Below are 24659 nucleotides of genomic sequence, written 5' to 3' on the forward strand. Positions count from 1 at the left end.
GTTTATCTATGGCACAAATTGTTTTGCAAAATGTGACGAAGACTTTTAAAGATGAGGAAGTCGTCAAAAACCTTAATGTCACTATAAAAGATGGGTCATTTACTGTCCTTGTAGGCCCTTCAGGGTGCGGAAAATCAACAACGTTACGAATGATTGCCGGGCTTGAAACGCAAACAAGTGGAGACATATGGATTGGCGAAAAGTGCGTGAATGACGTTCCGCCCGGAAAACGAAACATAGCAATGGTTTTTCAAAATTATGCCCTCTATCCAACGATGACCGTTCAAGAAAATATTGAATTTGGATTAATAAATAAAAAAGTGCCAAAAGAAGAAAGAAAAAAGCTCATTAGTGAGATCTCAGAGATCGTCGGACTTACCCCATATTTGAATAAGAAGCCTCAATATTTGTCTGGAGGGCAAAGGCAGCGTGTCGCTTTAGCTAGAGCTATGGTGAAGAAACCACAGGTTTTTATTCTTGATGAGCCTCTGTCTAACCTTGATGCAAAGCTGCGCAACCAGATGAGAACAGAGCTCATTCAACTGCATAAACGTTTAGGAACAACCTTTGTTTATGTTACCCATGACCAAGTTGAAGCAATGTCTATGGGAGATGAAATTATTATTCTAAACAAGGGTGTTGTCAAACAAGTGGATAGCCCAATGGATATATACCATGACCCTAACAATACGTTTACAGCAGAATTTATAGGGACTCCTGCCATGAACATTTTTAAGTATGAAGATGTTCGAGGCTTGTTGCCTAATGTTGGAGATCAAGCAAGTTTTATAGGATTTCGACCTGAACATACGAGTATCCAATCAAATGCGCTGACCCATGATGATTGTCTAGTCATTCCTGGTGAGATAGTAACAAGAGAAACCTTAGGGGCAGAAGTAATTTACCGAATAAAAAGCAAGGTAGGAGATTGTCAGGTTAAAACGTTCTTATCAACTGTTGAGCGTGATTCGAACGTATTTATTTCGATCCCCTATGATGACCTATATTTTTTTGATAGAAATGGTGAGCGGTTGAGAGATGTAGCCGTTGGAAGAAAAACACCGTTCGTACTAGAGGGGGTTTAAAATCGATGCCATGGATTAAGCTTCGTCCATATGCGATGATTGCTCCTTCTGTTCTTATCTTTTGTTTGTTTTTTATTTACCCAATCTTTTACATGATGTACCTTAGTGTTTTTGATTGGAACTTCGTTAGTCCAACAAAGGATTTTGTCGGCTTTGAGAATTTTAGTTCTCTAATGGGTGAGAGAGAATTTATAGAAGTGATGAGAAACTCAGCAGTTTATACGTTTCTTACGGTGTTTTTTACATTATTGATTTCCTTGTTACTTGCTTTATGGCTGAACAAACAAGGGGCGGTTTATAGCTTCGTGCAAGGAGCTATATTCAGCCCACATATTATCTCACTTGTTTCGATTTCCATGCTTTGGTTGTGGTTAATGGACGCGGATTATGGACTATTAAACTGGTTTTTAGGATTAGTAGGGATTCCGAGTGTTACGTGGTTAACTCATCCTGATACAGCCTTGTTTTCATTGATTCTAGTAGCTGTATGGAAAGGAATTGGGTTCAATACGCTGGTCTTTATCGCTGGTCTTCAAAGTATCCCAAAAGATATGTACGAAGCGGCCCAATTGGATGAAGCAAATTGGTTTCGAATCTTTTACAAAATAACCTTGCCAATGCTATCACCAACTTTATTTTTCTTAGTTGTTATAAGCATGATTGGGTCATTTCAAGTGTTTGATACGATTGCCATTATGACTCAAGGAGGTCCTATTAACTCAACGAATACATTTGTTTATTACATTTATGAAAATGGATTTCGATTCTTTAAGATTGGGTACGCATCAGCTGCTGGTGTTGTGCTATTAATTTTGATTAGTCTATTAACCATTGTGTATTTTAGACTGCTAGCAAGACGGGTTCATTATCGTTAGAAAAGGAGACGAGCATGGATAAAAAGATCGTGTTAAAAGGGATTAATTTAATTGGGCTGATTCTACTTGTGTGTATTTTTGCGATGCCTTTTGTATGGATGATGTCAACGTCCTTTAAAACCTTAGGTGAAACGATGTTGTTTCCTCCTACGTGGATTCCAGAACAGCTTAACTGGGACAACTTTAGCAAGGCTTGGAATTCGGGGCCATTCCTAACGTATTTTCTGAACAGTGTGATCGTGTCGATCGGAATCTTACTTTTACAAATGTGTACGATTATACCGGCTGCCTACGCGTTTGCACGATATAAATTCAAAGGAGATCGATTCTTTTTTGGACTTACGATGATTACGCTCATGATTCCGGCGCAGCTCATTTTCTTACCTGTTTACTTACAAATGAGTGCATGGGGATTGCTTGATACATTGTGGGCGTTAATTCTTCCATTCTCATCAAGCGCATTTGGCATTTTCCTTTTGCGTCAATCGTTTAAGCAAGTACCTGAGGAATTGCTAGAAGCGGCTCGGTTAGATGATGCCACTGAATGGAAAATTATTATGAAGATTATGATTCCTATTGCTAAACCTGTGTTAATCACATTTGCACTCTTTAGTTTTATTACACATTGGAATGATTATTTTTGGCCACTTGTAATGACAACATCAGATGCAGCGAGAACATTGCCAATTGGAATTACAAAAATTCGCCAAGTTGAAGGTGGAATCGCTTGGAATATCTTGATGGCTGGAAACATGATTCTTGTGCTACCTATATTAATCGCGTTTTTCTTTGCGCAACGACAAATTATTCGAGCATTTGTGTATACAGGAGTCAAATAAAAGAAAACGACACATGATAAGAAAAGGAGTCGACAAATATGAAATGTATTGCACATCGTGGATGGTCTTCCAAAGCACCTGAAAATACGCTCGCCGCGTTTCGTTTGGCGATGGAAGAAACATGGATTTATGGGGTTGAATTAGATGTTCATTTAACTAAAGATGGAGTTCCGGTTGTGATACACGACCATACTTTAGAAAGAACAACAAATGGAAATGGCTTTATTAAAGAATCCATGTACGAAGAGTTGCGGAAGTTAGATGCCGGAAGCTGGTTTCATTCTTCTTTTGCGGAGGAAAAGATTCCTTCATTAGAAGAAGTATTTCAGTTGTTTAAGCCGACTTCTTGCCAAATTGTTGTGGAATTAAAACAAACGGGAGACTTCTACTTAGGTCTCGAAAAAGCTGTGATTGAACTTATTGAAAAATATAACATGTACTCACAAGTGTTGGTCGCTTCTTTCGATCATGAGAGTGTACGAATGGTGAAGGAATTAGACCGTCATGTAGAAACGGGGTTCATAGTTTTGGGGCAACCGACCATGTTGATTGATCAATTGAATTTTACTGGGGCAACAAGCGTGTCGATGCATTATGCCTATTTGACAAAAGCGTTAGTAAGCACGTTACTCGAGAATGGGGTAAGGGTAGGAGCATGGACGGTGGATGATGCTAAGGTGATGGAAACGCTTAAGGATTATTCTCCACATATGCACATCACAACAAATAAACCGGAGCAGTTTTTGAAAGTGTCCGTTGCTTCATCATAGTACCTTCTACATTTTAAGTACATAAACTACCAAGAAGTGAGGGATGACAAGTGGCTCCTCGTATGTATGCAAACCTGAAGTGGATAATTGCAATAGCTTTCTTACTGACTTTTACCTATCCGCTTGTCACCTATATTCAAGCAGAGACCGTAACTAAAGAAGAAGCAATACAAGCGAAAGTAAACCATAAGGAAATTTTTGATGAAACCTTACACAAAGGAGCCCTACAAATTAGATATTTTGATTTAGAAGCGGACACCAAATCCGGTGATGCCATTTTAATAGAAAGTCCAGATGGAAAGAGAATGTTAATTGATGCAGGAATTGTGGACACGGGGGAGAAGCTTGATCATTATTTAGATCAATTAAACGTCAATCATCTTGATATAGCTGTAGCAACCCACCCTCATCATGATCATATTGGCGGATATCATACGTTACTCAAGTCCAAACAAATCGACCTCTTCATTAGACCCAATTTAGAGCATCACACAGAGACTTATCAAGTATTTAGGAATCTTCTTCGCGAACAAGCTATTACTGAACAGTTTGTAGCGGCGGAAGACCGCTTTACACTGGGCGATCATGTAGAAGTTGAAATTCTTGGTCCGAGTGAGGAAGAATTGATCCATGCTTATGAATCAGGGAAGTTATCAACGGCAAAAATGAATGATCGGTCGTTGGTACTTAAGGTCACGTATTTAAATCACACGTTTTTATTTACAGGAGATATATACAAAAAGAAGGAGCGAGAATTAATAAAGCTATATGGAGATAAGTTAGACGTAGATGTATTACACGCTCCTCACCATGGAGACCGTACATCCTCATCTCAAGCCTTCATTGATACGGTGAAGCCACAGCACACAATTATTAGTGCGAATATCCTTCAAAGTAAAAAAGTCTACAATCGATACGTGAAAAGCGGCAGCAACGTCTATGCAACAAGCAAGAACGGTACGATTTTACTCGTCTCAGATGGAGAAGATTTGACTGTTTTGAGTGAAGTGGAGTGATGTTAGGAGGTAGTCTCTTCTATACAAGAGAGGACGTTTGTACAAGCTTAGGTTATACGGAAATAGAGTCATTCATATTCCTTTACTGAAGAGGGAATGGGGTGACTCTTTTTGATGAAATATGAAAAGGTCGGTCAAAGGGGAGAATGAGAGCTGTAACGGGTAGCGGGAAGAGAGTGAAGGTCACTCGTCAAAGGGAATTGAAACCGTAATGGACCAAAGAAAAAGGACTCATCCATTGAATACGTACCTATTCTCAAAAAAGAGACGAACAATTAGATGTTCATCTCTCTTATAATGAGAAAGCTGCCTCTTTTACTCCTCTTACTCCTGAAGTTCTTCCCATTCTTCCATTAGAGCTTCAATTTTTGCTTTTGCTTCATCAATTTCCGCTTGAATGGTTTGCGCTTTTTCATGATCTGAATAAATAGAAGGGTCGCAAAGGTCATCTTCTTTTTCGGCCATTGACGTTTCTAGTGAGTCAATTTGACTTTCGATTTCCTCAATCCTACGTTGACGTTGACGTTCAGCTTTTTTGGCCTCTTTGTCTTGTTCGTATGAGCGCTTATCCGTCTGGGGTCCAGTTGTAGTTTGAGTTAAACTTGCGGCACGCTCTTGTTGATTTAGTAGTTCCCTTTGTTCGGTTTCGTTTTTCTTTTCCACATAATAATCATAATCGCCAAGATAATTCGTAATTTGTCCATCATCGAGTTCAGCCATTCTTGTTGCAATGCGATTTAAGAAATATCGGTCATGAGAAACAAAGAGTAACGTTCCTGGATAATCAATAAGTGCATTTTCGAGAATTTCCTTTGCATCTAGGTCCAAATGGTTTGTTGGCTCATCGAGAATAAGGAGGTTTGCCTTTTTCATCATTAATTTGGCAAGAGCCAGTCTCGCCTTTTCTCCCCCACTTAATGTCGAAACAGGCTTTAAGACGTCATCCCCACTAAAGAGAAAGTTACCTAGTACCGTTCTGATTTCCTTTTCGGGTAAAAGTGAATGCTCATCCCACAACTCGTGCAACACAAGCTTGTTAGACTTTAAATTGGCTTGTTCTTGATCATAATAACCCACCGTCACATTGCTCCCAAAACGAATCACGCCATCTTGTAAAGGAATATCTTTCATAAGAGCCTTTAGAAGTGTAGATTTCCCGGCACCATTTGGCCCGATAAGTGCAACACTTTCTTCGCGGTCAATCGCCAGGTTCAGCTGTTGAAAAATCGTTTCATCTCCATACGCAACATGAAGATCTGTTGCACGGATTACCTCTTTTCCACTTTGACGTTCTATTGTAAACGAAAAAGAAGCCGATTTCTCAGAGCCAGCTGGGCGGTCTAGTAACGTCATTCGTTCAAGTTGTTTTCGGCGGCTTTGCGCTCGTTTGGTTGTTGAAGCTCTAGCAATATTTCTTTGAATAAAGTCTTCAAGCTTAGCAACTTCATCTTGTTGCTTCTCGTATTGTTTTAATTCGAGCTCATAGCGTTTTGCTTTTTCGTCGAGATAAGCGCTATAATTGCCCGTGAATTTGGTTGATTTCGTCCGAGAGATTTCGACCACTTCTGTCACGATTTTATCTAAAAAGTAGCGGTCATGGGACACGATCAAAATCGCACCTCTATAACCAACTAAATATTGTTCAAGCCAAGTGAGCGTAGCAATATCTAGGTGGTTAGTTGGTTCGTCCAGAATAAGAAGGTCTGGCTTAGTTAACAATAACTTAGCTAACGCTAATCTCGTTTTTTGACCTCCACTTAATGTGGATATCTTTGTTTCATAATCAAAATCACCAAAATTCATCCCTGCAAGCACACCGCGGATATCAGCTTCATATTGATAGCCACCCTTATCTTTAAAGGTGATTTGGAGCTGATCATATTCTTTTAAAAGCTTGTTGTAACGATTTTCGTTTTGAAGCAAATTGGGATCAGACATTTGTACTTCCATGTCTCGAATTTGTTTCTCCATTTTCCGTAGATGGGCAAAAACCGTTAACATCTCTTCCCAAATGGATAATTCGGATTCAAGACCAGTATTTTGAGCTAGATAGCCAAGTTCGGTCCCTTTTGGCATCATAACTTGTCCACTATCATAAGAAAGTTGACCTGCAATGATTTTTAATAATGTTGATTTCCCGGCACCATTTCGACCAACAAGGGCCACTCGCTCACCGGTTTGAATATCTAATTTAATATTTGATAAAATAGGATCAATTCCAAAAGATTTGCTAATATTGTTACATTGTAAAATAATCATCGATTTCATTCCTAACTAATAAAATCTATTCCTTTTTATAAAAGCTATGTTTTTATTTGAAAAGTACTTCCAAAGTGGCAATGGCTCCGCACGCCGTACGCCTTTTGAGAAACCCATTCAAAAGGCTAAAGAGCAAACGACGGCTCCGCTCATTGCTAAGAGGTAACACAAAAAAAGGGAACCCCGTCCTTTTTTTGTGTTACCTCTTAAGTGTATCGTAGAATGTATCTTTCAACAACTTCATGAACAGAAGTGTGAAACGATTACAAACCCTGTGAAATAGTGTACAATAACGGTAGTCTTGAGTTGCCAACTTGACGATGGTAGGAGGGAGGCAATGAATGAAAATTGATCAAACAAAGATACCTCAAGCAACGGCCAAACGCTTGCCGCTTTATTATCGCTTTTTAGAGAATTTGTCTGCTTCAGGAAAGCAACGGGTTTCATCGACAGAATTAAGTGAGGCAGTGAAAGTCGATTCTGCCACAATTAGGCGTGACTTCTCTTATTTTGGAGCACTAGGGAAAAAGGGATATGGGTACAATGTGAATTATTTACTTTCCTTTTTTCGTAAAACGCTAGATCAAGACGAGCTAACGAAAGTCGTTCTTGTTGGAGTTGGAAATCTCGGAACGGCCTTTTTACATTACAATTTTTCTAAAAATAATAATACACGAATCGTGATGGCTTTTGATGTGGATGAACAGAAAATCGGTCAGGAAATTGGCGAGGTAACGGTTCACCATTTAAGTGATCTTGAGAAGGTAATTGATCCAGAAGTGACGGTTGCAATTTTGACTGTGCCACAAGTTGCTGCACAGAAAATTGCCGATCAATTAGTCGCAGCTGGAATACAAGGAATTTTAAATTTTACACCGGCTAGACTTGATGTGCCAGAAAGTGTACGCGTACACCATATTGATCTATCGGTTGAGTTACAAGCATTGGTTTATTTCTTAAAGCATTATTCAGAATCGTAGAATAAACGAAGCCATTGCTATCTATTTCGACACAATCTATAATGAATTTAGGACAAGGAGGTGCTACCTATGGGTGGATTAGGAGCAGGCAGCATTGCGTTAATTGCGATCGTTGCTTTACTAATTTTTGGTCCAAAGAAATTGCCAGAGTTAGGAAAGGCTGCTGGGAATACATTACGTGAATTTAAAAACGCAACAAAAGGCTTAGCAGATGAAGATGATAAGAAAAAAGATAACGATAAAGCCTAAATAGGAAGGGTCTATAAATGGAAAAAAGAGACATGTCGGTAATGGACCACATAGTGGAGCTTAGACGAAGAATTATTGTTACTTTAGTCTTCTTCATCGTGGCATTAATTGCCGGCTTCTTTTTAGCTACACCGCTAATTTCGTATTTGCAAAGCACACCTACAGCACAAGATTTACCAATGAATGCTTTTAAGATGACAGATCCCATTCGAATATTTATGACGTTTGCTTTTGCGAGTGCTCTTATTATTACTTTCCCGGTTATTTTGTATCAGCTTTGGGCATTTGTAAGTCCGGGTTTGCATGAGAAGGAACAAAAAGCAACACTTGCGTATATTCCATTTGCATTTATATTATTTTTAGCGGGTCTGTCGTTTGCGTATTTTGTTCTTTTCCCATTTTTAGTTCAATTTATGAGCAGCTTATCAGAGCGATTAGGGATTACAGAACAATATGGAGTAAACGAATATTTTTCTTTCCTTTTTCAAGTGACCTTGCCGTTTGGTTTGCTCTTTCAATTACCGGTCGTTGTCATGTTTTTTACTCGATTAGGTATGCTGACACCGAGTTTTCTAGCCCAGGTGAGGAAATTTGCTTATTTTATTTTGTTGGTCATTGCGGGTTTTATCACACCGCCAGAAATCTTATCTCATTTGATGGTGACATTGCCACTACTTCTTCTATATGAATTTAGTATTTGGGTGTCTTACCTGACGTATCGGAAGGTCCAACGACTAGAAAAAGAACGAGAAAATTCTTCAAAAGAGTGACATGCATCACAGCATTCACTCTTTTTTTACGTCAACTATGTGAAACATTGAACAAACTTTGACAAAAGGCTTAAGGGTGTAGAAAAAAGGTAGGGAGTATTCTATACTATGAGTGTAGAGGTTGTGAAAAACTTCACATAAAAGTGTGAGGAGAAAAACGTAAAGTGAATGATCTAGCATGAAACATCACATTGTTATGTGGGTTTAAATAAATCACCTAAAGGGGGACTTACAATGATCGGTCAATTTTTCAGAGAAAACAAGTATGTTGCGGGAGTATGGTTATTCTTACGAGTGTATCTAGGGTGGTCTTGGTTGACAGCAGGATGGGGCAAAGTAACAGGGGACTTTAATGCAGGAGGGTATTTACAAGGATCTGTCGCTAACCCAGTCATGGGTGGGGAAGAGCTACTATATCCGAACTATGTAGCATTTTTAGAAAATGTAGCAATTCCATTTGCAGATACGTTTAGCGTCATGGTGGCATGGGGAGAGTTGTTCGTAGGACTAGGACTTATATTAGGAGTATTCACATCAGCAGCAGCATTCTTTGGAGTAGTGATGAATATGTCATTCTTATTTGCCGGAACGATTTCTACTAACCCATGGATGATCTTAATCTCTATGTTCATTTTAGCAGCAGGAGCAAACGCAGGACGTTACGGTGGAGATAGATGGGTGTTGCCTTACTTGAAAAGTGTTGTTTTTAAAGGAAGAACCAGTGAAAAAGGAATAGGTGGAGCGAAATTAAAAGAAGCCATCTAAGCTGTACAATCGAATGTGAAACATTGAACAAACAAAAAATGAGGGGGACTTACAATGATCGGACAATTTTTTAGAGAAAATAAATATATGGCAGGAATTTGGTTAGTATTACGAGTGTATCTAGGATGGTCTTGGTTAACAGCAGGATGGGGCAAGGTAACAGGGGACTTTAATGCAGGAGGGTATTTACAAGGATCTGTTGCCAATCCAGTCATGAGTGGGGAAGCGTTGATGTATCCGAACTACGTATCATTTTTAGAGAGTGTAGCGATTCCGTACGCAGATACCTTTAGTGTGATGGTAGCATGGGGAGAGTTGTTCGTAGGGTTAGGCCTCATATTAGGAGTATTCACATCAGCGGCAGCATTCTTTGGAGTAGTGATGAATATGTCATTCTTATTTGCTGGAACGATTTCTTCTAATCCATGGATGATCTTAATATCAATGTTTATTTTAGTAGCAGGAGCAAACGCAGGACGTTACGGTGGAGATAGATGGGTATTGCCTTACTTAAAGAGTATGATATTCAAAGGAAGAAACAATGAAAAGGGCTTCGGAGCAACTGGTAAAGGATTAAGAGAAGCAATGTAAGTTTCATAAGAGGTAAACTCAAAAGGGGTTTACCTCTTATTGCTGTTGTGATAGGGGGCAAGTAGTGTTCCTAGGATCTGACTTATGGTATGATACAGCTATAATATTTCGAAATGCGAAATGGTGTGAAGAATAATGAAAGTTTCGGGAAAATGGATGGTTGTTGTAGCTGTGCTACTCGGATCATTTACAATGATTTTAAATAACAGCATGTTAAATCCAGCGGTACCGCAGTTGATGAATGTATTTCACTCGGATGCAGTTGCAACTGGATGGGTCATAACCATTTTTATGGTGACAATGGGAATGACGGTACCTGTAACGGGTTATCTCGGTGATCGTTTTGGAAAAAAGAAGCTTTATATTATTGGGCTGGCTATTTTTGTATTAGGATCATTACTCGGCTCCCTTTCATGGAATCTTAGTTCTTTAATTATCTTTCGAGGGCTCCAAGGTGTTGGCGGTGGTATTATGATGCCTCTATCTATGGCGCTTATTTTCGAAGCATTTCCTCGAAAGGAACGCGGTTTGGCAACGGGAGTATGGGGCATATCAGCCATGATGGCACCAACGATTGGACCGACCTTTGGAGGATTCCTACTAGAAACATTAGATTGGACATATTTATTTCTAGTGAATGTTCCCTTTGGCCTTTTGGGTCTCTGGTTTGCATTCCGCTATTTACCAACTACAACAGCAAATAAACAAATTACCTTTGATAAATACGGGTTTTTAACAATTACTTTTGGTGTCGGATTGATATTATATTCATTAGGCAGAATGTCCGAACTTGCTCATTTAACCAACCCAGTGAATCTTGCGTTAGTGGCAGTTGGCATCATACTTATATATATATTTGTTCAAATTGAACGAAAAGAGGAACAACCTTTATTAGACTTAGCCTTGTTTCGTGTACCGGCCTATACATATAGCATGGTTATCGCAAGTGTTTCATCTGTTGGATTGTTTGCGGGGTTGTTTTTAATTCCGCTGTTAATTCAACAAGTATATGGGTTTGGACCAATCATGACTGGGTTAATCTTCTTGCCATCCGCTTTATTAACAGGTGTATTTATGAGTGTAGGTGGACGCATTCTAGATCGAAAAGGAGCAACGGGAATTATTTCTACCGGTCTCATTGTCGTAGCAATTGGAACGTTCCCTCTTGGATTTTTGAGTCTAGAGACGTCAATTGCATTAATTTTCTTTTGGATGGCTATTCGAGGAATTGGTATGGGGTTAAGCAGCATGCCATCAACTACGACAGGGATGAATGCCATTCCTAGCCATTTGATCTCTAGAGGTTCTGCGATGAATAACGTTGTCAGACAGATGAGTTCGGCATTAGGGATTGTATTTGTTTCCATTTACTATGAAGTGAGAAGAGGGCAATTAATGGCTAGTCTCGGTTCGTTAGAAGAGGCAAGCCTTCAAGCCATTAATGAAGGGTTCATGGTCATTGCTGTAGTAACGGCGATTTCCATTCCAATTGCGTTCTTACTTGAAAAAGCAGCAAGCAAAGACGAAAAGATGACTTCAAGTACGTAGAAATGTAATGCGTCACGCTAACGTTGGGGTAGTGGCGAGATTTAATGATATATGGCAGGAGAAAAAGCTATGAATTGTTTTTAATTCATGGCTTTTTTAATTGGGCCAAGCACGAGTTTCCTTACTCCAGATAATCATGACCTTCATGGGAGAGATGAGAGCCGTAGGCCAAAGGTCCATAGCTTTTTTTAAGAGCTGGAATGAAAAGAAGTACAAGTTGCATATAAAACAAATAAGAAGCAAAAATCAGAAGGTGATCAAGCGTGAATGTTAAACAAAGAGTGACGATATCGTTAGTTTTATTGCTGAGCTTGCTGTTGCTATCTTTTGTCAGAGTTTCTTTAGGCTAAGACAAAAAAATACCTCTGCATAATTGAAGGACCTCAAGTGTTTTGGGCCCTTCATATTGCGGAGATATGTTAATCCTTTTTCTTTTTATTTGTTTTCTGAAGCTGTTTAATCACTTTTCGTAAGCGATAAAAGCGATAAGCAATCATAAAATCGATTGCGGCAAAAGAAACAATTAAATAGCTCCAAAAATTCCAACCAGCTGTGTTTACATTTTGGATAGCGAAAAAAACGAGTAACACACCTATGGAAAAGTAAAGGAGTGCCATGGTTATCGGTGATGCTCTCATAATAATCCTCCAATAATGAGTGAAGTTTGTTGTTCGAGCTGTTCGAGTTGCTCCATCCAATCTTCAATTTGATCTGCTAACAAAACATTCACGATTGAAACAAATAGGTTAATCGCAACGTGAGCGATAATTGGAACAAGGATACGTTTTGTTTTTACATATAAATAGGCAAACACTAGTCCCATCGCTGTATATACGAGTAAATGTGTGAAATCCATATGAACAGCAGCGAAAATTAATGAACTAAGGATCCCTGAAATCCAGAAATTAAATCTTTTGTATAGAGCTCCAAACACAACTAAACGAAAGACGATTTCCTCTAAAATAGGACCAATAACGGATATAACAAGAATGAACGCTGGAAACGCTTTTGCGAATTCTACAATGGTTTCTGTGTTTTCAGAACCAGGCTCGATGCCAAGGAGGAACATTTCAATTAATGCTGCTGCATATTGAGCGGCAAAAACAAAGAAAACACCAATTATAGACCAACGTACGGCTTCTCCTCTTGAAGAACGTCCTTCTACATCATGCCGGTTGCGAATCTCAGGCAAAAGCAACAAGACAATGATGAGTAAGCCCGTTGTAAAACTGAACATGCTCCAAATGCCAGGGATACGTTCTAAAGGAATATCGAGTTCTCTAAGAAGTAAAACGCCTGGAACAGCTGAGAATTGCATCAATGTGTATGTAATTAGAATCCACCAATATCGTTTATTCAATGTGTAATTCCCCTTTGTTAAAAAGTCTCAAAATCGCATCTTCATATTTTAACATAAGCTTTACATAAAAGCTGAAGGAAAGCCCTACAACTTATCGAATATAGTGTGAATAAGAGAATTTCTAATAGGATAAGCTAATGAAGGTTTGTGTCCATTCAATTTTAGAGCAGTCTTTTAATACGTTATGTAAGTCTGTATTTGATTATGTGCTTGTCCGGTATGCTCGTTTGAAAATACATAGTAATACATATTTTTAATATGGGTGAAAGCGCCTAGCAAATTTCAAAATTTTTTTTTGCAAAATGCTTGCAAATATACCCAGTTATGCTTATTATAATAATTGTGTTAGCACTCGAGTGTGATGAGTGCTAATAATAAAAATTAATTTTTAGATCTTGAAGGAGGGTGTTTTCCTTGTTAAAGCCATTAGGTGATCGTGTTGTAATTGAACTAGTTGAATCAGAGGAAAAAACTGCAAGCGGGATTGTATTACCAGATTCTGCGAAGGAAAAGCCTCAAGAAGGAAAAGTGGTAGCTGTTGGTACTGGTCGTGTGACTGACAACGGTGAGCGCGTTGCTCTTGAAGTAAGCGAAGGAGATGCTATCATCTTTTCAAAGTATGCTGGAACTGAAGTGAAATTTGAAGGCAAAGAATATTTAATCCTACGTGAAAGCGATATTCTTGCAATTATTGGCTAATAAACGTAAGAGCTTAGTCTCTACATAAAATAAGAAAATAATTCTAGGAGGGTACAAAACATGGCTAAAGATATTAAGTTTAGTGAAGACGCTCGTCGTTCAATGCTGCGTGGTGTTGATGCACTTGCGAACGCTGTGAAAGTAACACTTGGACCAAAAGGACGTAACGTGGTTCTTGAAAAGAAATTCGGTTCTCCATTAATTACAAATGATGGTGTAACAATCGCAAAAGAAATCGAGCTTGAAGATGCATTCGAAAACATGGGTGCAAAACTTGTAGCTGAAGTAGCTAGCAAAACTAACGATATCGCAGGGGACGGTACAACAACTGCGACAGTTCTTGCTCAAGCGATGATTCGTGAAGGTCTTAAAAACGTAACATCTGGTGCAAACCCGATGGTGATCCGTAAAGGAATCGAAAAAGCAACGGCTGCTGCAGTGACTGAGCTTAAAAGCATTTCTAAGCCAATTGAAGGAAAAGCTTCAATTGCACAAGTTGCCGCTATCTCTTCAGCTGACAATGAAGTAGGCGAAATCATTGCTGAGGCAATGGATCGTGTTGGTAACGACGGTGTTATCACAATCGAAGAGTCTAAAGGTTTCTCTACTGAGCTTGAAGTAGTAGAAGGTATGCAATTCGACCGCGGATATGCTTCTCCTTACATGGTAACAGATTCTGATAAGATGGAAGCTGTTCTTGATAATCCTTACGTTCTTATCACGGACAAGAAGATCGCTAACATTCAAGAAGTTCTTCCTGTTCTTGAGCAAGTGGTACAACAAGGTAAGCCAATCCTTATCATCGCTGAAGATGTTGAAGGCGAAGCTCTTGCTACACTTGTTGTGAACAAATTACGTGGTACATTCAACGCTGTTGCTGTAAAAGCTCCAGGATTTGGTGACCGTCGTAAAGCAATGCTTGAAGACATTGCTACACTTACAGGTGGTGAAGTAATCACTGAAGACTTAGGTCTTGACCTTAAGTCTGCTAACATCACTCAACTTGGCCGCGCTGGAAAAGTTGTTGTAACAAAAGAAAACACAACAATCGTTGAAGGTGCTGGAGACGCAGCTGCAATCGCTGGCCGCGTAAGCCAAATCAAAGCTCAACTTGAAGAAACTACATCTGAGTTTGACAAAGAAAAGCTACAAGAGCGTCTTGCTAAACTTGCTGGTGGTGTAGCGGTTCTTAAAGTTGGTGCTGCAACTGAAACAGAACTTAAAGAGCGTAAACTACGCATTGAAGATGCATTGAACTCAACTCGTGCGGCAGTTGAAGAAGGTATCGTAGCTGGTGGTGGTACTGCACTTGTTAACGTAATCAAAGCGGTTCAAGCAGTTCAAGCTGACGGCGACGAAGCAACAGGTGTAAACATCGTCCTACGTGCTCTTGAAGAGCCAGTTCGTCAAATCGCACACAATGCAGGTCTTGAAGGATCTGTTATCGTTGAGCGTCTTAAAGGTGAAGAAGTTGGCCTAGGGTTCAACGCTGCAACTGGCGAGTGGGTAAATATGGTTGAAGCTGGAATCGTTGACCCAACGAAAGTAACTCGTTCTGCTCTACAACACGCTGCAAGTGTATCAGCTATGTTCTTAACAACAGAAGCTGTTATCGCTGATAAGCCTGAGGAAAACGAAGGCGGCGGCATGCCTGACATGGGCGGCATGGGCGGCATGGGTGGAATGGGCGGCATGATGTGATGACCGCTCAAACCCTTGATAGATAAGGGTTTTAAAGAGATTTGCTAACAAAATGATAACATAAGGTATATAAAAGAGGCTTCTCATTAGTTGATTAAACTTTTGAGAAGCCTTTTTCTTTTGCTTACGATAGAAGGTGATGCATTATTCATTAGATCAGTCTTCTGCAAAGAGGCTAGATTAACTGTTGTTTTACGTAGTAGACTTATACTACGCAACAATAATATTTAAGCTAACGCACCTTTCGTTAAGGATCAAAAGTAGAAAATATTACGGTAAATAATTGATCATAAAAAATAGCCAAAAATTTGATTTGGCTATTTTAAACGTACTAAAAATTCATTTTTATAAAACTGTTCGACTCTTAAATCTATCTGTCTAAGACTTATTTCATCCAACTCTTTGTTAAGGAGTGACAAAGCATCCTCAACATATTTGTACAAACTTAAACTATTTATCTTTTCTAAATATTCATTGTAGGAAATTTCTGAAACTAAATTATGATCAAAGACTCTCTCAAAAAAGTAGCTAATACTAGTTCGGACAATTTGAATATCTAAGTTTAAATTCAAATTTTCTTTGAGACTGGTATATATAATTGTTAGATATCTAAACGGCACAATTCCACGTACATAAGGGACAAAATTAGGTTCCATCATAGTAAATAAAATATTCATTGATTGTGATATATAGCCTAACTGTGAAAAGAAAAATATTTCACCAGCTGTACTATTTTTGTTTCCTATATATTCTGTCTTCACAAAATCATCAAATCTCTCTTTAAAACTGCCATTGCGATACCCATCATCATCCCAACCAAATAATACCTATGTCTTTACTACATCTTTTAAATTCTGTTCAATATCATTGAAAGTTTTAATCTTTTTAAAGTAATCTTCAGTATCCGATATATCATTAAAAAGTGATACATAACCAAATATTAACAAGATGACTTATAATAGACATAACATAGTAAATTCATTTCGAGTTCAGAAAGGGGTCAACAGCTGTATGTACATATCTAGGGTAGAAATTAAAAACTATAAAAATTTCAAAGCTAATATAATTGAATTTAACGAGGGTTTAAATGTAATAATTGGTCATAATAATGCTGGAAAATCGAACTTATTAAGAGCTATGGCACTAATATATAATCCATCTGTTAAAAAGAACCTATCAATTGATGATTTTAATAAGCAACTTACATTAGAAGAATTAAAAAAGCAGCCACCACGCATCAACGTATCAATTACTCTTAGTCAAGAAAAAGAAGAAAACCTAATGGGAGATGATTTGGTAGTAGTAAGTCAATGGTTAACGAAACTGGAAGAACCATACGAAGCTAAAATTCATTATGAATTTTGTCTTCCGCTAAAACATCAAGACGAGTATGAACAAAAACTTTCTACTGCAACCTCTGTAAATGATGCATGGGAAATTATAGATAGAAATTTTCTGCGTTTTTATACATACAAAATTTATGGAGGAAATTTAGAAAATCAAATTACCGTGGATAGTGAGTATATGAAAAAATTTGATTTTCAATTCTTAGATGCTATTAGAGATGTAGAAAGGGATATGTTCAGTGGAAGAAATACATTATTAAAAAATGTTTTGGATTTCTTTATGGATTATAGTATAAAATCCAATCAAGGTTTAGATGACGATGAAAAAGAACAACAAATCAAAGAGGAAAAAAAGAAATTTGAAGATCAAGCTAAAGTACTGATGGATTCTTTGAATCAGAGGATGTTGGAAGGAAAAAAACAAATTTTATCGTATTCAAAAGAGATTGGGGCTTCATTTGATAATGCTGAACCAAACTTTGCTGGCGGTATAACAGATGTCGAACTCTATTCTGCACTTAAACTAATAGTGGAGCATCATGATGGAATTCAACTACCTATAACGCATAATGGCCTTGGCTATAATAACTTGATTTTCATGTCTTTACTATTGGCAAAAATGCAAGTAAATGCGAGTGAAACGTATTTAGGAAGCAACGCAAAAGTCTTTCCAATGCTTGTTATAGAAGAACCAGAAGCGCATTTACATCCTTCGATGCAAAAGCAATTATTAAAGTTTTTGAAAAAGAATTTGGCAGAGAAAAAGGTTCGTCAAATATTCGTAACAACACATTCGACTCATATTACAGGAGCGTTAGAGTTAGATGAATTAATCTGCTTATATAAAGGTGAGAATGAAACAAAAGTCAGCTACCCAGGTAAAGTTTTTGGTACTAATGTAGAAAGTAAAAAATATGTACAAAGATTTTTAGATGCGACGAAATCAAATATGCTTTTTGCTGAAAAACTTATATTAGTTGAAGGTTTAGCAGAGCAATTATTAATGTCTATTTTTGCAGAATATCTTGGAAAGTTTTTAGAAGACGAACATGTAGCTGTAATTAATGTAGGAGGAAAGTACTTTGACCACTTTTTGAAGTTGTTTAATTCTAATAATTCTGCTGCAATAAATAGAAAAGTAGTTTGTATTACTGATAGGGATCCAGTAAGGAAAGAGCGTTTAATTGAGGGGGAATCCTATACAAAATGTTATCCATTTGAGATGAATATAGAAGCTGATAAATATGAATATAAAATTAGTAAGCAGGATGTGGATTATTCGACGAACATTAAGTTTTATTTTCAAGATGAATTAAAAGGTAAAACACTTGAATATGATTTAGTGCGATTCAACCCAATGTTGAAGATGTTAGTAACGGATTCAATGTCTAATAAAGAAGAAATTAAAGCGCTAATGAAGCTATTTCAAGAAGGTAAAGATATTGATAAACTTTATAGCCGATTAAGTAAATCAAAAGAAAATACGAGAATAATAGATGGCTTAAAACATGAAGAATTAAGTTGGTCAGAAGATGATAAAAAAATAGCACTGATAGCTGCTAGGTATTTAAATTCAGTTGGTAAGGGAGTTAACGCTTTGGAATTAGCCTACGCATTACAAGAAAACTTAGCTAAGCGAGGTTCTGAAGACTTTGTTGAGTTTGTCGTCCCAGACTATATTCAAGAAGCTATAGATTGGGTGTGTGAAAATTGATTACTATTACATCTAGTGACTTAATTGATATTGAACAGCACTTTAAAATAACAGCTGGTCCAGGAGCAGGAAAAACACATTGGTTAGTTAATCATATAATAAATACAGTGAAAAATTCTGCGCGATTGGAGAAGACGCGAAAAATAGCTTGTATTACCTATACAAATATCGCTGTTGAAACGATTTTGAAAAGGCTTGGTGCTGGTGTAACTGACAGAGTAGAGGTATCAACTATTCATAGTTTTTTATATAAGCACGTTGTTAAACCATACTTACATTACTTATCAGATGAATTTGAAATAAATGTCTCAAAAGTTAATGGACATGATACTTATGGTCCAAGATATTCAATCGTGAAAAATTGGTTAGAAAATCATAAACGTGTAGATGAACTTACTCATCCTAATTCATATAAGCAATTGCTATTCGGGCAAAAGTTAGACTCTTTGTTTATCTGGCTCAATAATCTACAGTACATGTACGACTCAGACGGAAATTTAAAGTTAGTGGGTAATCAAGAAAAAGTAGGTGGAGTAAGAAAAGTAACTGATATTTTAGCAGATGATTTGATTAGTTATAAAAAAATATTTTGGTCATCGGGTAAAGTTGATCATGATGATGTATTATTCTTTAGTTATTTATTAATAACGAGGCATCCTTTTATACTAAACGTATTAAGAGCCAAATTCCCATACTTTTTCTTAGATGAGGTGCAGGATACAAATCCTATTCAAGCAAAAATTATTAAGTTGATAGCTAAAGAAGAAACAATAGTTGGCATTATTGGAGATCCGGCACAATCTATTTTTGCGTTTCAAGGGGCGAGTATAGATGAATTTATTAACTTCAAATTAGAAAATATGGTCGAATATCAAATCCTTGAAAATAGGCGTAGTTCGAATCAAATTATCGATTTGTTGAATGAAGTACGAAAGGATATTGCGCAATCTAAATATAAAAATGTTGATGGTGAACTACCAATTTTATTTATTGGAGATACTGTAGATGCTTATAAAAAAGTAAAGGAACTATGCGGAGAAGGTTCATCGATTCATACACTTTCAAGGGATAATCCCACTGCTAATGCAATGAAATCGTTGGTTGCATTAAATGGAATAGATACGAAGCTATTAAAGAAATTCAAAGAGGCCGATAGTAATAAAGATAGACCGAGGATAATTTTAAATTCTATAGAAGCAGTTGAATTTGCACGAATAGGTGATTATAAAAATGCATTAGAAAAAATGAAAGTACTATTTACAGATTGTCCTGAGAAAGACCGAGTTAATAACTCAATTAAATTACTTCAAGAACTATTAACTAAATATGATAGTTATAATGAAACTTCCTTAATCGCGTTTTATACAGTGATAAAATCCCATATTCCAATGAGTACCTTTAAAGCGGGTGCAGCCAAAGACTTTTATGATGGAATTACATACACCCAACTTGCAATATGTATAAATTATAAAGAAGATACCAGTCAGCACAGAACTATTCACAAAGCAAAAGGTGATGAGTTTGAAAATGTTTTACTAATACCAAGTTCTTTAGATTTTCTTCTTAACCCTGATTTGGAGAACGAAGAAGATAGGGTTTACTATGTTGGATTAAGTAGAGCAATCAACCGTTTATATATTGTCTTTTCTAAACTTACGAAGAAGAATCAAAAGTTCATAGAAGAACAATACAACATTAAAGTGGAGGACTTAACAAAAGTTCATCATTTGATTTGATTTTGGTTAAAAGCTACTGCCATCCCTTCATAGCAGTAACTATCTTAATAAATTCATATTTAAAGCACTCTAGGAAGTGGTGGTATAGCAATTGTTTTAGCCATTTAAATCAACAATATTATTAAATAAGAAAACATTAATGGAAGCAATCACATGATTATAAGTGAATTAAAGAGCCAAATCGCTAAAATTTTGGAAATGTTATGGACGGAAGGGAATGTAATCCTTTAACAAATATTAAGCAAATTTCGTATTTATTATTTATTAAAAGTTTAGATGAGTGAAATTAGTAAGGAACTCAAAATAGAGTATCAAATTAATGTTTTAGAGCATATACCTAAATCTCTTTGGGAGGATGCCTCGTTATCAAATTTTTACTTAGTAGATGCAGAATTAAGAAATGGTAATGCGTTAATAAGGTTTGATGGAAATGGTGAACCATATTGATATTTTGAGGGAATTTCTGGTGATTTAAGTGCAAAGTAATAGCCTGTTTTAAAATGGTTGAATTTTTATAAAGTAATTAAAAGAACACGCGTACAATATTTATCCGGAGGTGAGACTTATTAAAATTTACATAACAAATTTTAATGAGGCAAGAAATAAAGAGGGTTTTCATTTAGTACCAGATAATTGGAATGATTATCTTTTCTATACATTATTTAATGTTGAATATGTAGATAAAAATTTAAAAAAGACTGAAATAGGACATGTGAAAATAGGTTTTGAAAATCAAACCACAGAGGAAAAGACTAGAACAGTATTAAATCAATTAGCAGCTAGTCAGAATAATGTTATTCTAAAATTGCCGAGTAACTTTTTTTCTTTAGGGCAAAGTGCGAAATACTACAAGAATATAAAAAAATTAAATGATGATGATTTGAGAATCGATTTTTTAACGGCTATTAATGATATTGCGTATAATGATGAGTTTATGGAAAAATATTCGGAACAAGAAGTGTTAACCGTCTCTTTGATGAGGGAAGTAAATAAATATAATTATGAGAATCAATTTAAGAGAATAGCTAGAGGCGGAGCATTACTAACAGACTTTGATTTTACATTTTCCTTAGAATATCAAAATAAAAAGAAAGATTTACATTTTAAGGTTGAACCAGATACGTTACCACCTACAAATTTACACGCAGTTATTGGTACAAATGGTGTTGGTAAAACTACAGTTTTGAAAGGAATTATGAATGAATATATAAATGGGAAACTCCAAGATAATTTTGCTAATTTAGTTTATATTTCATTTAGCGTATTTGATAAAATCCCTAGTAATGAAGAAGATGAAAATGATTCTTTTTTCTATGTAGGTTTTAAAAAAAAATTGGGTGAAACAAAAAGTGATGCTGAAATTAGTGAAGAATTTAGTGAATCTATATTAAGTATTCTGATTAGAAAAAAACAATACTATTTACATCAAATGTTTATGATATTAAATAAAGCGGATTATAATTTTAATAAGCTGAACTTTATTACTATATTAGAGGAATATTTTGAAACTAAACGAAGTAAAGAAGATATGCAAATCTGTACAGAAAACATAGTATCTAAATTTGAGTATTTGAGTTCGGGCCATAAAATTATTCTTCTTTCAATTTCTAAAATAGTAGAGTTGCTAGTGGAAAAAACACTAGTATTAATTGACGAACCAGAAACGCACTTACATCCGCCATTGTTATCAGCATATATAAGATGTTTATCTGAACTTCTAAAGGCTGAAAATGGTGTTGGTATTGTAGCTACACATTCTCCTGTAGTTCTACAAGAAGTGCCTAAATCAGTTGTATCTATTATTCGTAAATATGGGAATGCATTCAAAATAGAAAGACCTAAAATGGAAACATTTGGTGAAAATACAGGGGTATTAACTGAAGAAGTTTTTGGTTTAGAAGTGATTAATACAGGATTTCATAAAATTCTAAAAGAAGCTGCAGAAAAGTTTCGAGATTATGATCGAGTATTAGAAGAATTCGATTATCAGTTAAGCTTAGATGCAAAAACAATAGTTAGAAGTTATTTAAATGAACTAGAAAAGGATTTTAATGATGTATAAATTATCAAAACCTAATATCAAAATTGAGGATTTTTTTGATGAGTTACTTGCTAATAGGCAAAGTGTTGCTGGGAAGTTTAGGCTTGGTAGAATAAAATCAATAAAAAGTGACTTAATAGAAAAAGAAGTTCAATATAATTTTGTAGCAAATGAAGATAGAAATGAACTACATCAAATAGTTCCCACTCAAATAATAGAAATTCCTAGAGATACTCCTGTATTACAGTTTTTTAATTTTCCTAATACTATAGCCAAAAACAGATTACTAGAGAAATTAAGAGACTATAAGTTAATTGATTTTATTGATCCAACTCAAACCAAAAATTCAATCCTCGAACAATTACAAGTAGTAAAGTTAAATCATTTAGATAGTATTTTATCTGCTGGAGAAGATTTATATAATTATATTAGATATGTAGATAAAAATGTTATGAAAGAAGCATATGAAGATTATTTAGTAAAAGATAGTGATGGGATAGGGAGAGACATTTATGATGAATTAATGTTACTTGCCGATGATGGCATCTGTCCTTATTGTTTAATAGGAAATGTCACTACATTAGATCACTATCTCCCAAAGGCAAACTATATTAACTATGCAATAACTCCGATTAATTTAATCCCAAGTTGTATAGATTGTAACACTAATAAGTCTGATGAAATCTATGATACTGAAGAAAAATTGTTGATAAATTCATATTTTGAAGATATTACAAGTATAGATTGGTTAGAAGCGGAAGTAGTAGAGGCATTTCCTATAACATTTAAATTTAATATAAATAGTACTTTGAGAAGTTCAATATTGCGAAGTAGATTAGAGCGTCATTTTTCGAAGTTGGAATTAGACTCGAGATATGGGAAGGCTGCTAGTAGGGTATTTAGGATACGGGTAAAAAGTATTGTTACTGATTACTTATCTGGAGGTCTAGAAGCAGTTCAAGAAAAATTAGAAAGTGATAAATCTTCAGCGGAGTTTTTAAATTTAAATTCAATAGAAGCTAAGGTATATGAGAGTTTATTAAATTCTAATTGGTTTATGCGAGAAGACACTATAGAAAGTATTATTGCATACTATGAATTGAGTTAAATATACATCTGGCTGTTGTACATAAAATAAATTTATTTAAGTTGAAAATAGGTGATTCCACTACATCTTCTTTAAATTGTCCATGCCCAGCACACACGGCATGTGGAGTGTGTGGACATTGGTGATGATTTCTGTTTTAAATTGCTAACATTTTGCTAACGCAATCCCATAAAAAACGGTAAATCCCCGTTAAAGATGTTACAGTCAACAATATCCAAAACGTTGATTTACCGCAATTTTTGCACCTCTTGTTAACGATATTACACACTCAAAACTTACGGGCGGCATGATGTAACCTGCCCCTCAAACCCTTGGTATAAAAGGATTTGTTAGTAAGGTGAGAGTGGTTTGCTAACATTGAGGATATTAACGGAGGCTTCTCATAAGTTCAGTGAACTTTTGAGAGGCTTCTTTTTTCATTTCTTGGGTTACGTGGAGATATACATTTTTCGTAATTTGATCGTCGGTATGACCGAGACGATCCATGATTTGTTCGAGTGAAACCCTCGCTTCAGCAAGAAGTGAGGTATGAGTGTGTCGCAAAGAGTGCGGTGTTAACTCTTCATTTAGGTCAGCGATAGTAAGCAGCCTTTTCATACGGTCTCGAACGTTTTTTATCACAATAGGATAACCGAACTGTCGCTCCATCTTTGCAAAGATAAAGTCTTTATTGTAGTAGTCGTCACCTAGTCGCTTTGTTACTTGATTCTGAACGTCTTTGTGGTCTTTTAAAGCTTGAATAGCCTCTTCGTCTATGACAACTTTCCGTCTAGACTTTCGAGTTTTTGGTGGGACCAATTGATACTCAACGGTATTGTTATTGGGATTATAATACGTTTTGGTTATGCTTATCGTTTGGTTTATAAAGTCTATATCCCTCCATTTGAGAGCAACTAACTCTCCGACCCTTATTCCTGTATAGGCTAGGATTAAAAACGCCAAATAATCATGTTCAAGCCCATGTTGTTTAGCTGTTTCTAAAAACAAGGCAAGTTCTTCTTTTTCAAGGTAATTTGGAACTTCCTCTTCTTCAAGTTGTTCAATTGTCTTCTTGTCCTTTTTAACGTAAGCAAATTCAGTCGGATCCTTCTTAATAAGCTCGAGTTCTAAAGCTTTTTGAAAAATGTAGGGAGCATCATAATAGCGATCATAGTCAGTGTCCCAATTGGTTTTTTAGCAGGTCTAAAGAAAAACAGTGGAATCGACT

General features: G+C 36.3%; 22 protein-coding genes. 17 read left to right on the plus strand and 5 right to left on the minus strand.

What is annotated here, in order from left to right; genetic code table 11:
• The first annotated feature begins 8 nt into the window (after positions 1 to 8).
• The 5 genes from LQ50_RS19100 to LQ50_RS19120 are packed head-to-tail and all read left to right on the plus strand — an operon-like array spanning position 9 to position 4585.
• Positions 9 to 1085: an ABC transporter ATP-binding protein gene (locus LQ50_RS19100; protein ID WP_034632332.1), complete on the plus strand. Its 1077-nt coding sequence runs from the start codon at positions 9 to 11 to the stop codon at positions 1083 to 1085.
• A gap of 5 nt (positions 1086 to 1090) precedes the next feature.
• On the plus strand, positions 1091 to 1960 hold the full coding sequence (locus LQ50_RS19105) for a carbohydrate ABC transporter permease (protein WP_034632334.1): 870 nt from the start codon (positions 1091 to 1093) through the stop codon (positions 1958 to 1960).
• Between the two features lie 14 nt (positions 1961 to 1974).
• Positions 1975 to 2799, plus strand: a complete 825-nt coding sequence (locus LQ50_RS19110; protein ID WP_034632337.1) for a carbohydrate ABC transporter permease — start codon at positions 1975 to 1977, stop codon at positions 2797 to 2799.
• 38 nt (positions 2800 to 2837) lie between these two features.
• Positions 2838 to 3569: a glycerophosphodiester phosphodiesterase family protein gene (locus LQ50_RS19115; RefSeq protein WP_034632339.1), complete on the plus strand. Its 732-nt coding sequence runs from the start codon at positions 2838 to 2840 to the stop codon at positions 3567 to 3569.
• Positions 3570 to 3619: 50 nt separating this feature from the next.
• A complete protein-coding gene (locus tag LQ50_RS19120) occupies positions 3620 to 4585 on the plus strand; it encodes a ComEC/Rec2 family competence protein (RefSeq protein ID WP_161784701.1) in 966 nt (321 codons plus the stop codon).
• 324 nt (positions 4586 to 4909) lie between these two features.
• On the opposite strand, the gene LQ50_RS19125 is transcribed toward LQ50_RS19120, so the two are convergent.
• On the minus strand, positions 4910 to 6844 hold the full coding sequence (locus LQ50_RS19125; protein WP_034632342.1) for an ABC-F family ATP-binding cassette domain-containing protein: 1935 nt from the start codon (positions 6842 to 6844) through the stop codon (positions 4910 to 4912).
• Positions 6845 to 7185: 341 nt separating this feature from the next.
• Here LQ50_RS19125 and LQ50_RS19130 point away from each other — a divergent pair, with 341 nt between their 5' ends.
• The 6 genes from LQ50_RS19130 to LQ50_RS19155 all read left to right on the plus strand — a co-directional run bounded on the left by LQ50_RS19130 (position 7186) and on the right by LQ50_RS19155 (position 11747).
• Positions 7186 to 7824, plus strand: a complete 639-nt coding sequence (locus LQ50_RS19130) for a redox-sensing transcriptional repressor Rex (RefSeq protein ID WP_034632344.1) — start codon at positions 7186 to 7188, stop codon at positions 7822 to 7824.
• 69 nt (positions 7825 to 7893) lie between these two features.
• Complete coding sequence (gene tatAY / locus LQ50_RS19135; protein ID WP_034632345.1) at positions 7894 to 8073, plus strand: sec-independent protein translocase protein TatAY; 180 nt, start codon at positions 7894 to 7896, stop codon at positions 8071 to 8073.
• A gap of 17 nt (positions 8074 to 8090) precedes the next feature.
• Complete coding sequence (tatC, locus tag LQ50_RS19140; protein ID WP_034632348.1) at positions 8091 to 8843, plus strand: twin-arginine translocase subunit TatC; 753 nt, start codon at positions 8091 to 8093, stop codon at positions 8841 to 8843.
• A gap of 234 nt (positions 8844 to 9077) precedes the next feature.
• Positions 9078 to 9608, plus strand: a complete 531-nt coding sequence (locus tag LQ50_RS19145; RefSeq protein WP_034632350.1) for a DoxX family protein — start codon at positions 9078 to 9080, stop codon at positions 9606 to 9608.
• Between the two features lie 54 nt (positions 9609 to 9662).
• Positions 9663 to 10199 carry a DoxX family protein gene (locus tag LQ50_RS19150; RefSeq protein WP_034632353.1) on the plus strand — a complete coding sequence of 179 codons (537 nt, stop codon included), beginning with the start codon at positions 9663 to 9665 and terminating at the stop codon, positions 10197 to 10199.
• A gap of 135 nt (positions 10200 to 10334) precedes the next feature.
• The gene (locus tag LQ50_RS19155) at positions 10335 to 11747 is read left to right on the plus strand and encodes an MDR family MFS transporter (protein WP_237563761.1); all 1413 of its coding nucleotides are present in this window, start codon (positions 10335 to 10337) and stop codon (positions 11745 to 11747) included.
• Between the two features lie 419 nt (positions 11748 to 12166).
• Here the strand turns inward: LQ50_RS19155 and LQ50_RS19160 are convergent, their stop codons facing one another.
• On the minus strand, positions 12167 to 12385 hold the full coding sequence (locus LQ50_RS19160) for a YdiK family protein (protein WP_034632355.1): 219 nt from the start codon (positions 12383 to 12385) through the stop codon (positions 12167 to 12169).
• Positions 12382 to 13107, minus strand: coding sequence for a CPBP family intramembrane glutamic endopeptidase (locus LQ50_RS19165; RefSeq protein ID WP_034632358.1), 726 nt, complete (start codon positions 13105 to 13107; stop codon positions 12382 to 12384). Before LQ50_RS19165 ends, LQ50_RS19160 begins: the two co-directional genes overlap by 4 nt.
• A gap of 414 nt (positions 13108 to 13521) precedes the next feature.
• Between LQ50_RS19165 and groES the strand changes: the two genes are divergently transcribed.
• Positions 13522 to 13806, plus strand: coding sequence for a co-chaperone GroES (gene groES / locus LQ50_RS19170; RefSeq protein ID WP_034632361.1), 285 nt, complete (start codon positions 13522 to 13524; stop codon positions 13804 to 13806).
• 60 nt (positions 13807 to 13866) lie between these two features.
• Positions 13867 to 15507, plus strand: coding sequence for a chaperonin GroEL (gene groL / locus LQ50_RS19175; RefSeq protein ID WP_034632363.1), 1641 nt, complete (start codon positions 13867 to 13869; stop codon positions 15505 to 15507).
• A gap of 317 nt (positions 15508 to 15824) precedes the next feature.
• On the opposite strand, the gene LQ50_RS19180 is transcribed toward groL, so the two are convergent.
• Entirely contained in the window at positions 15825 to 16268 is a 444-nt protein-coding gene (locus LQ50_RS19180) for a hypothetical protein (protein WP_034632366.1), read from the minus strand.
• 250 nt (positions 16269 to 16518) lie between these two features.
• Between LQ50_RS19180 and LQ50_RS19185 the strand changes: the two genes are divergently transcribed.
• From LQ50_RS19185 to LQ50_RS24485, 4 genes are all read left to right on the plus strand, one after another.
• Positions 16519 to 18567, plus strand: a complete 2049-nt coding sequence (locus LQ50_RS19185) for an ATP-dependent nuclease (RefSeq protein WP_034632368.1) — start codon at positions 16519 to 16521, stop codon at positions 18565 to 18567.
• The gene (locus tag LQ50_RS19190) at positions 18564 to 20303 is read left to right on the plus strand and encodes a UvrD-helicase domain-containing protein (protein WP_034632370.1); all 1740 of its coding nucleotides are present in this window, start codon (positions 18564 to 18566) and stop codon (positions 20301 to 20303) included. Before LQ50_RS19185 ends, LQ50_RS19190 begins: the two co-directional genes overlap by 4 nt.
• Before the next feature lie 556 nt (positions 20304 to 20859).
• Positions 20860 to 22365 (plus strand): AAA family ATPase, encoded by a 1506-nt coding sequence (locus tag LQ50_RS19195; protein WP_034632374.1) that lies wholly within the window; start codon positions 20860 to 20862, stop codon positions 22363 to 22365.
• Complete coding sequence (locus LQ50_RS24485) at positions 22358 to 23452, plus strand: HNH endonuclease (RefSeq protein WP_052144869.1); 1095 nt, start codon at positions 22358 to 22360, stop codon at positions 23450 to 23452. The genes LQ50_RS19195 and LQ50_RS24485 overlap by 8 nt, the downstream gene beginning before the upstream one ends.
• Positions 23453 to 23818: 366 nt before the next feature.
• On the opposite strand, the gene LQ50_RS19205 is transcribed toward LQ50_RS24485, so the two are convergent.
• Entirely contained in the window at positions 23819 to 24439 is a 621-nt protein-coding gene (locus tag LQ50_RS19205) for a site-specific integrase (RefSeq protein ID WP_052144870.1), read from the minus strand.
• Positions 24440 to 24659: the final 220 nt, after the last annotated feature.

Source organism: Halalkalibacter okhensis, assembly GCF_000787375.1.
GTDB lineage: Bacteria > Bacillota > Bacilli > Bacillales > Bacillaceae_D > Halalkalibacter > Halalkalibacter okhensis.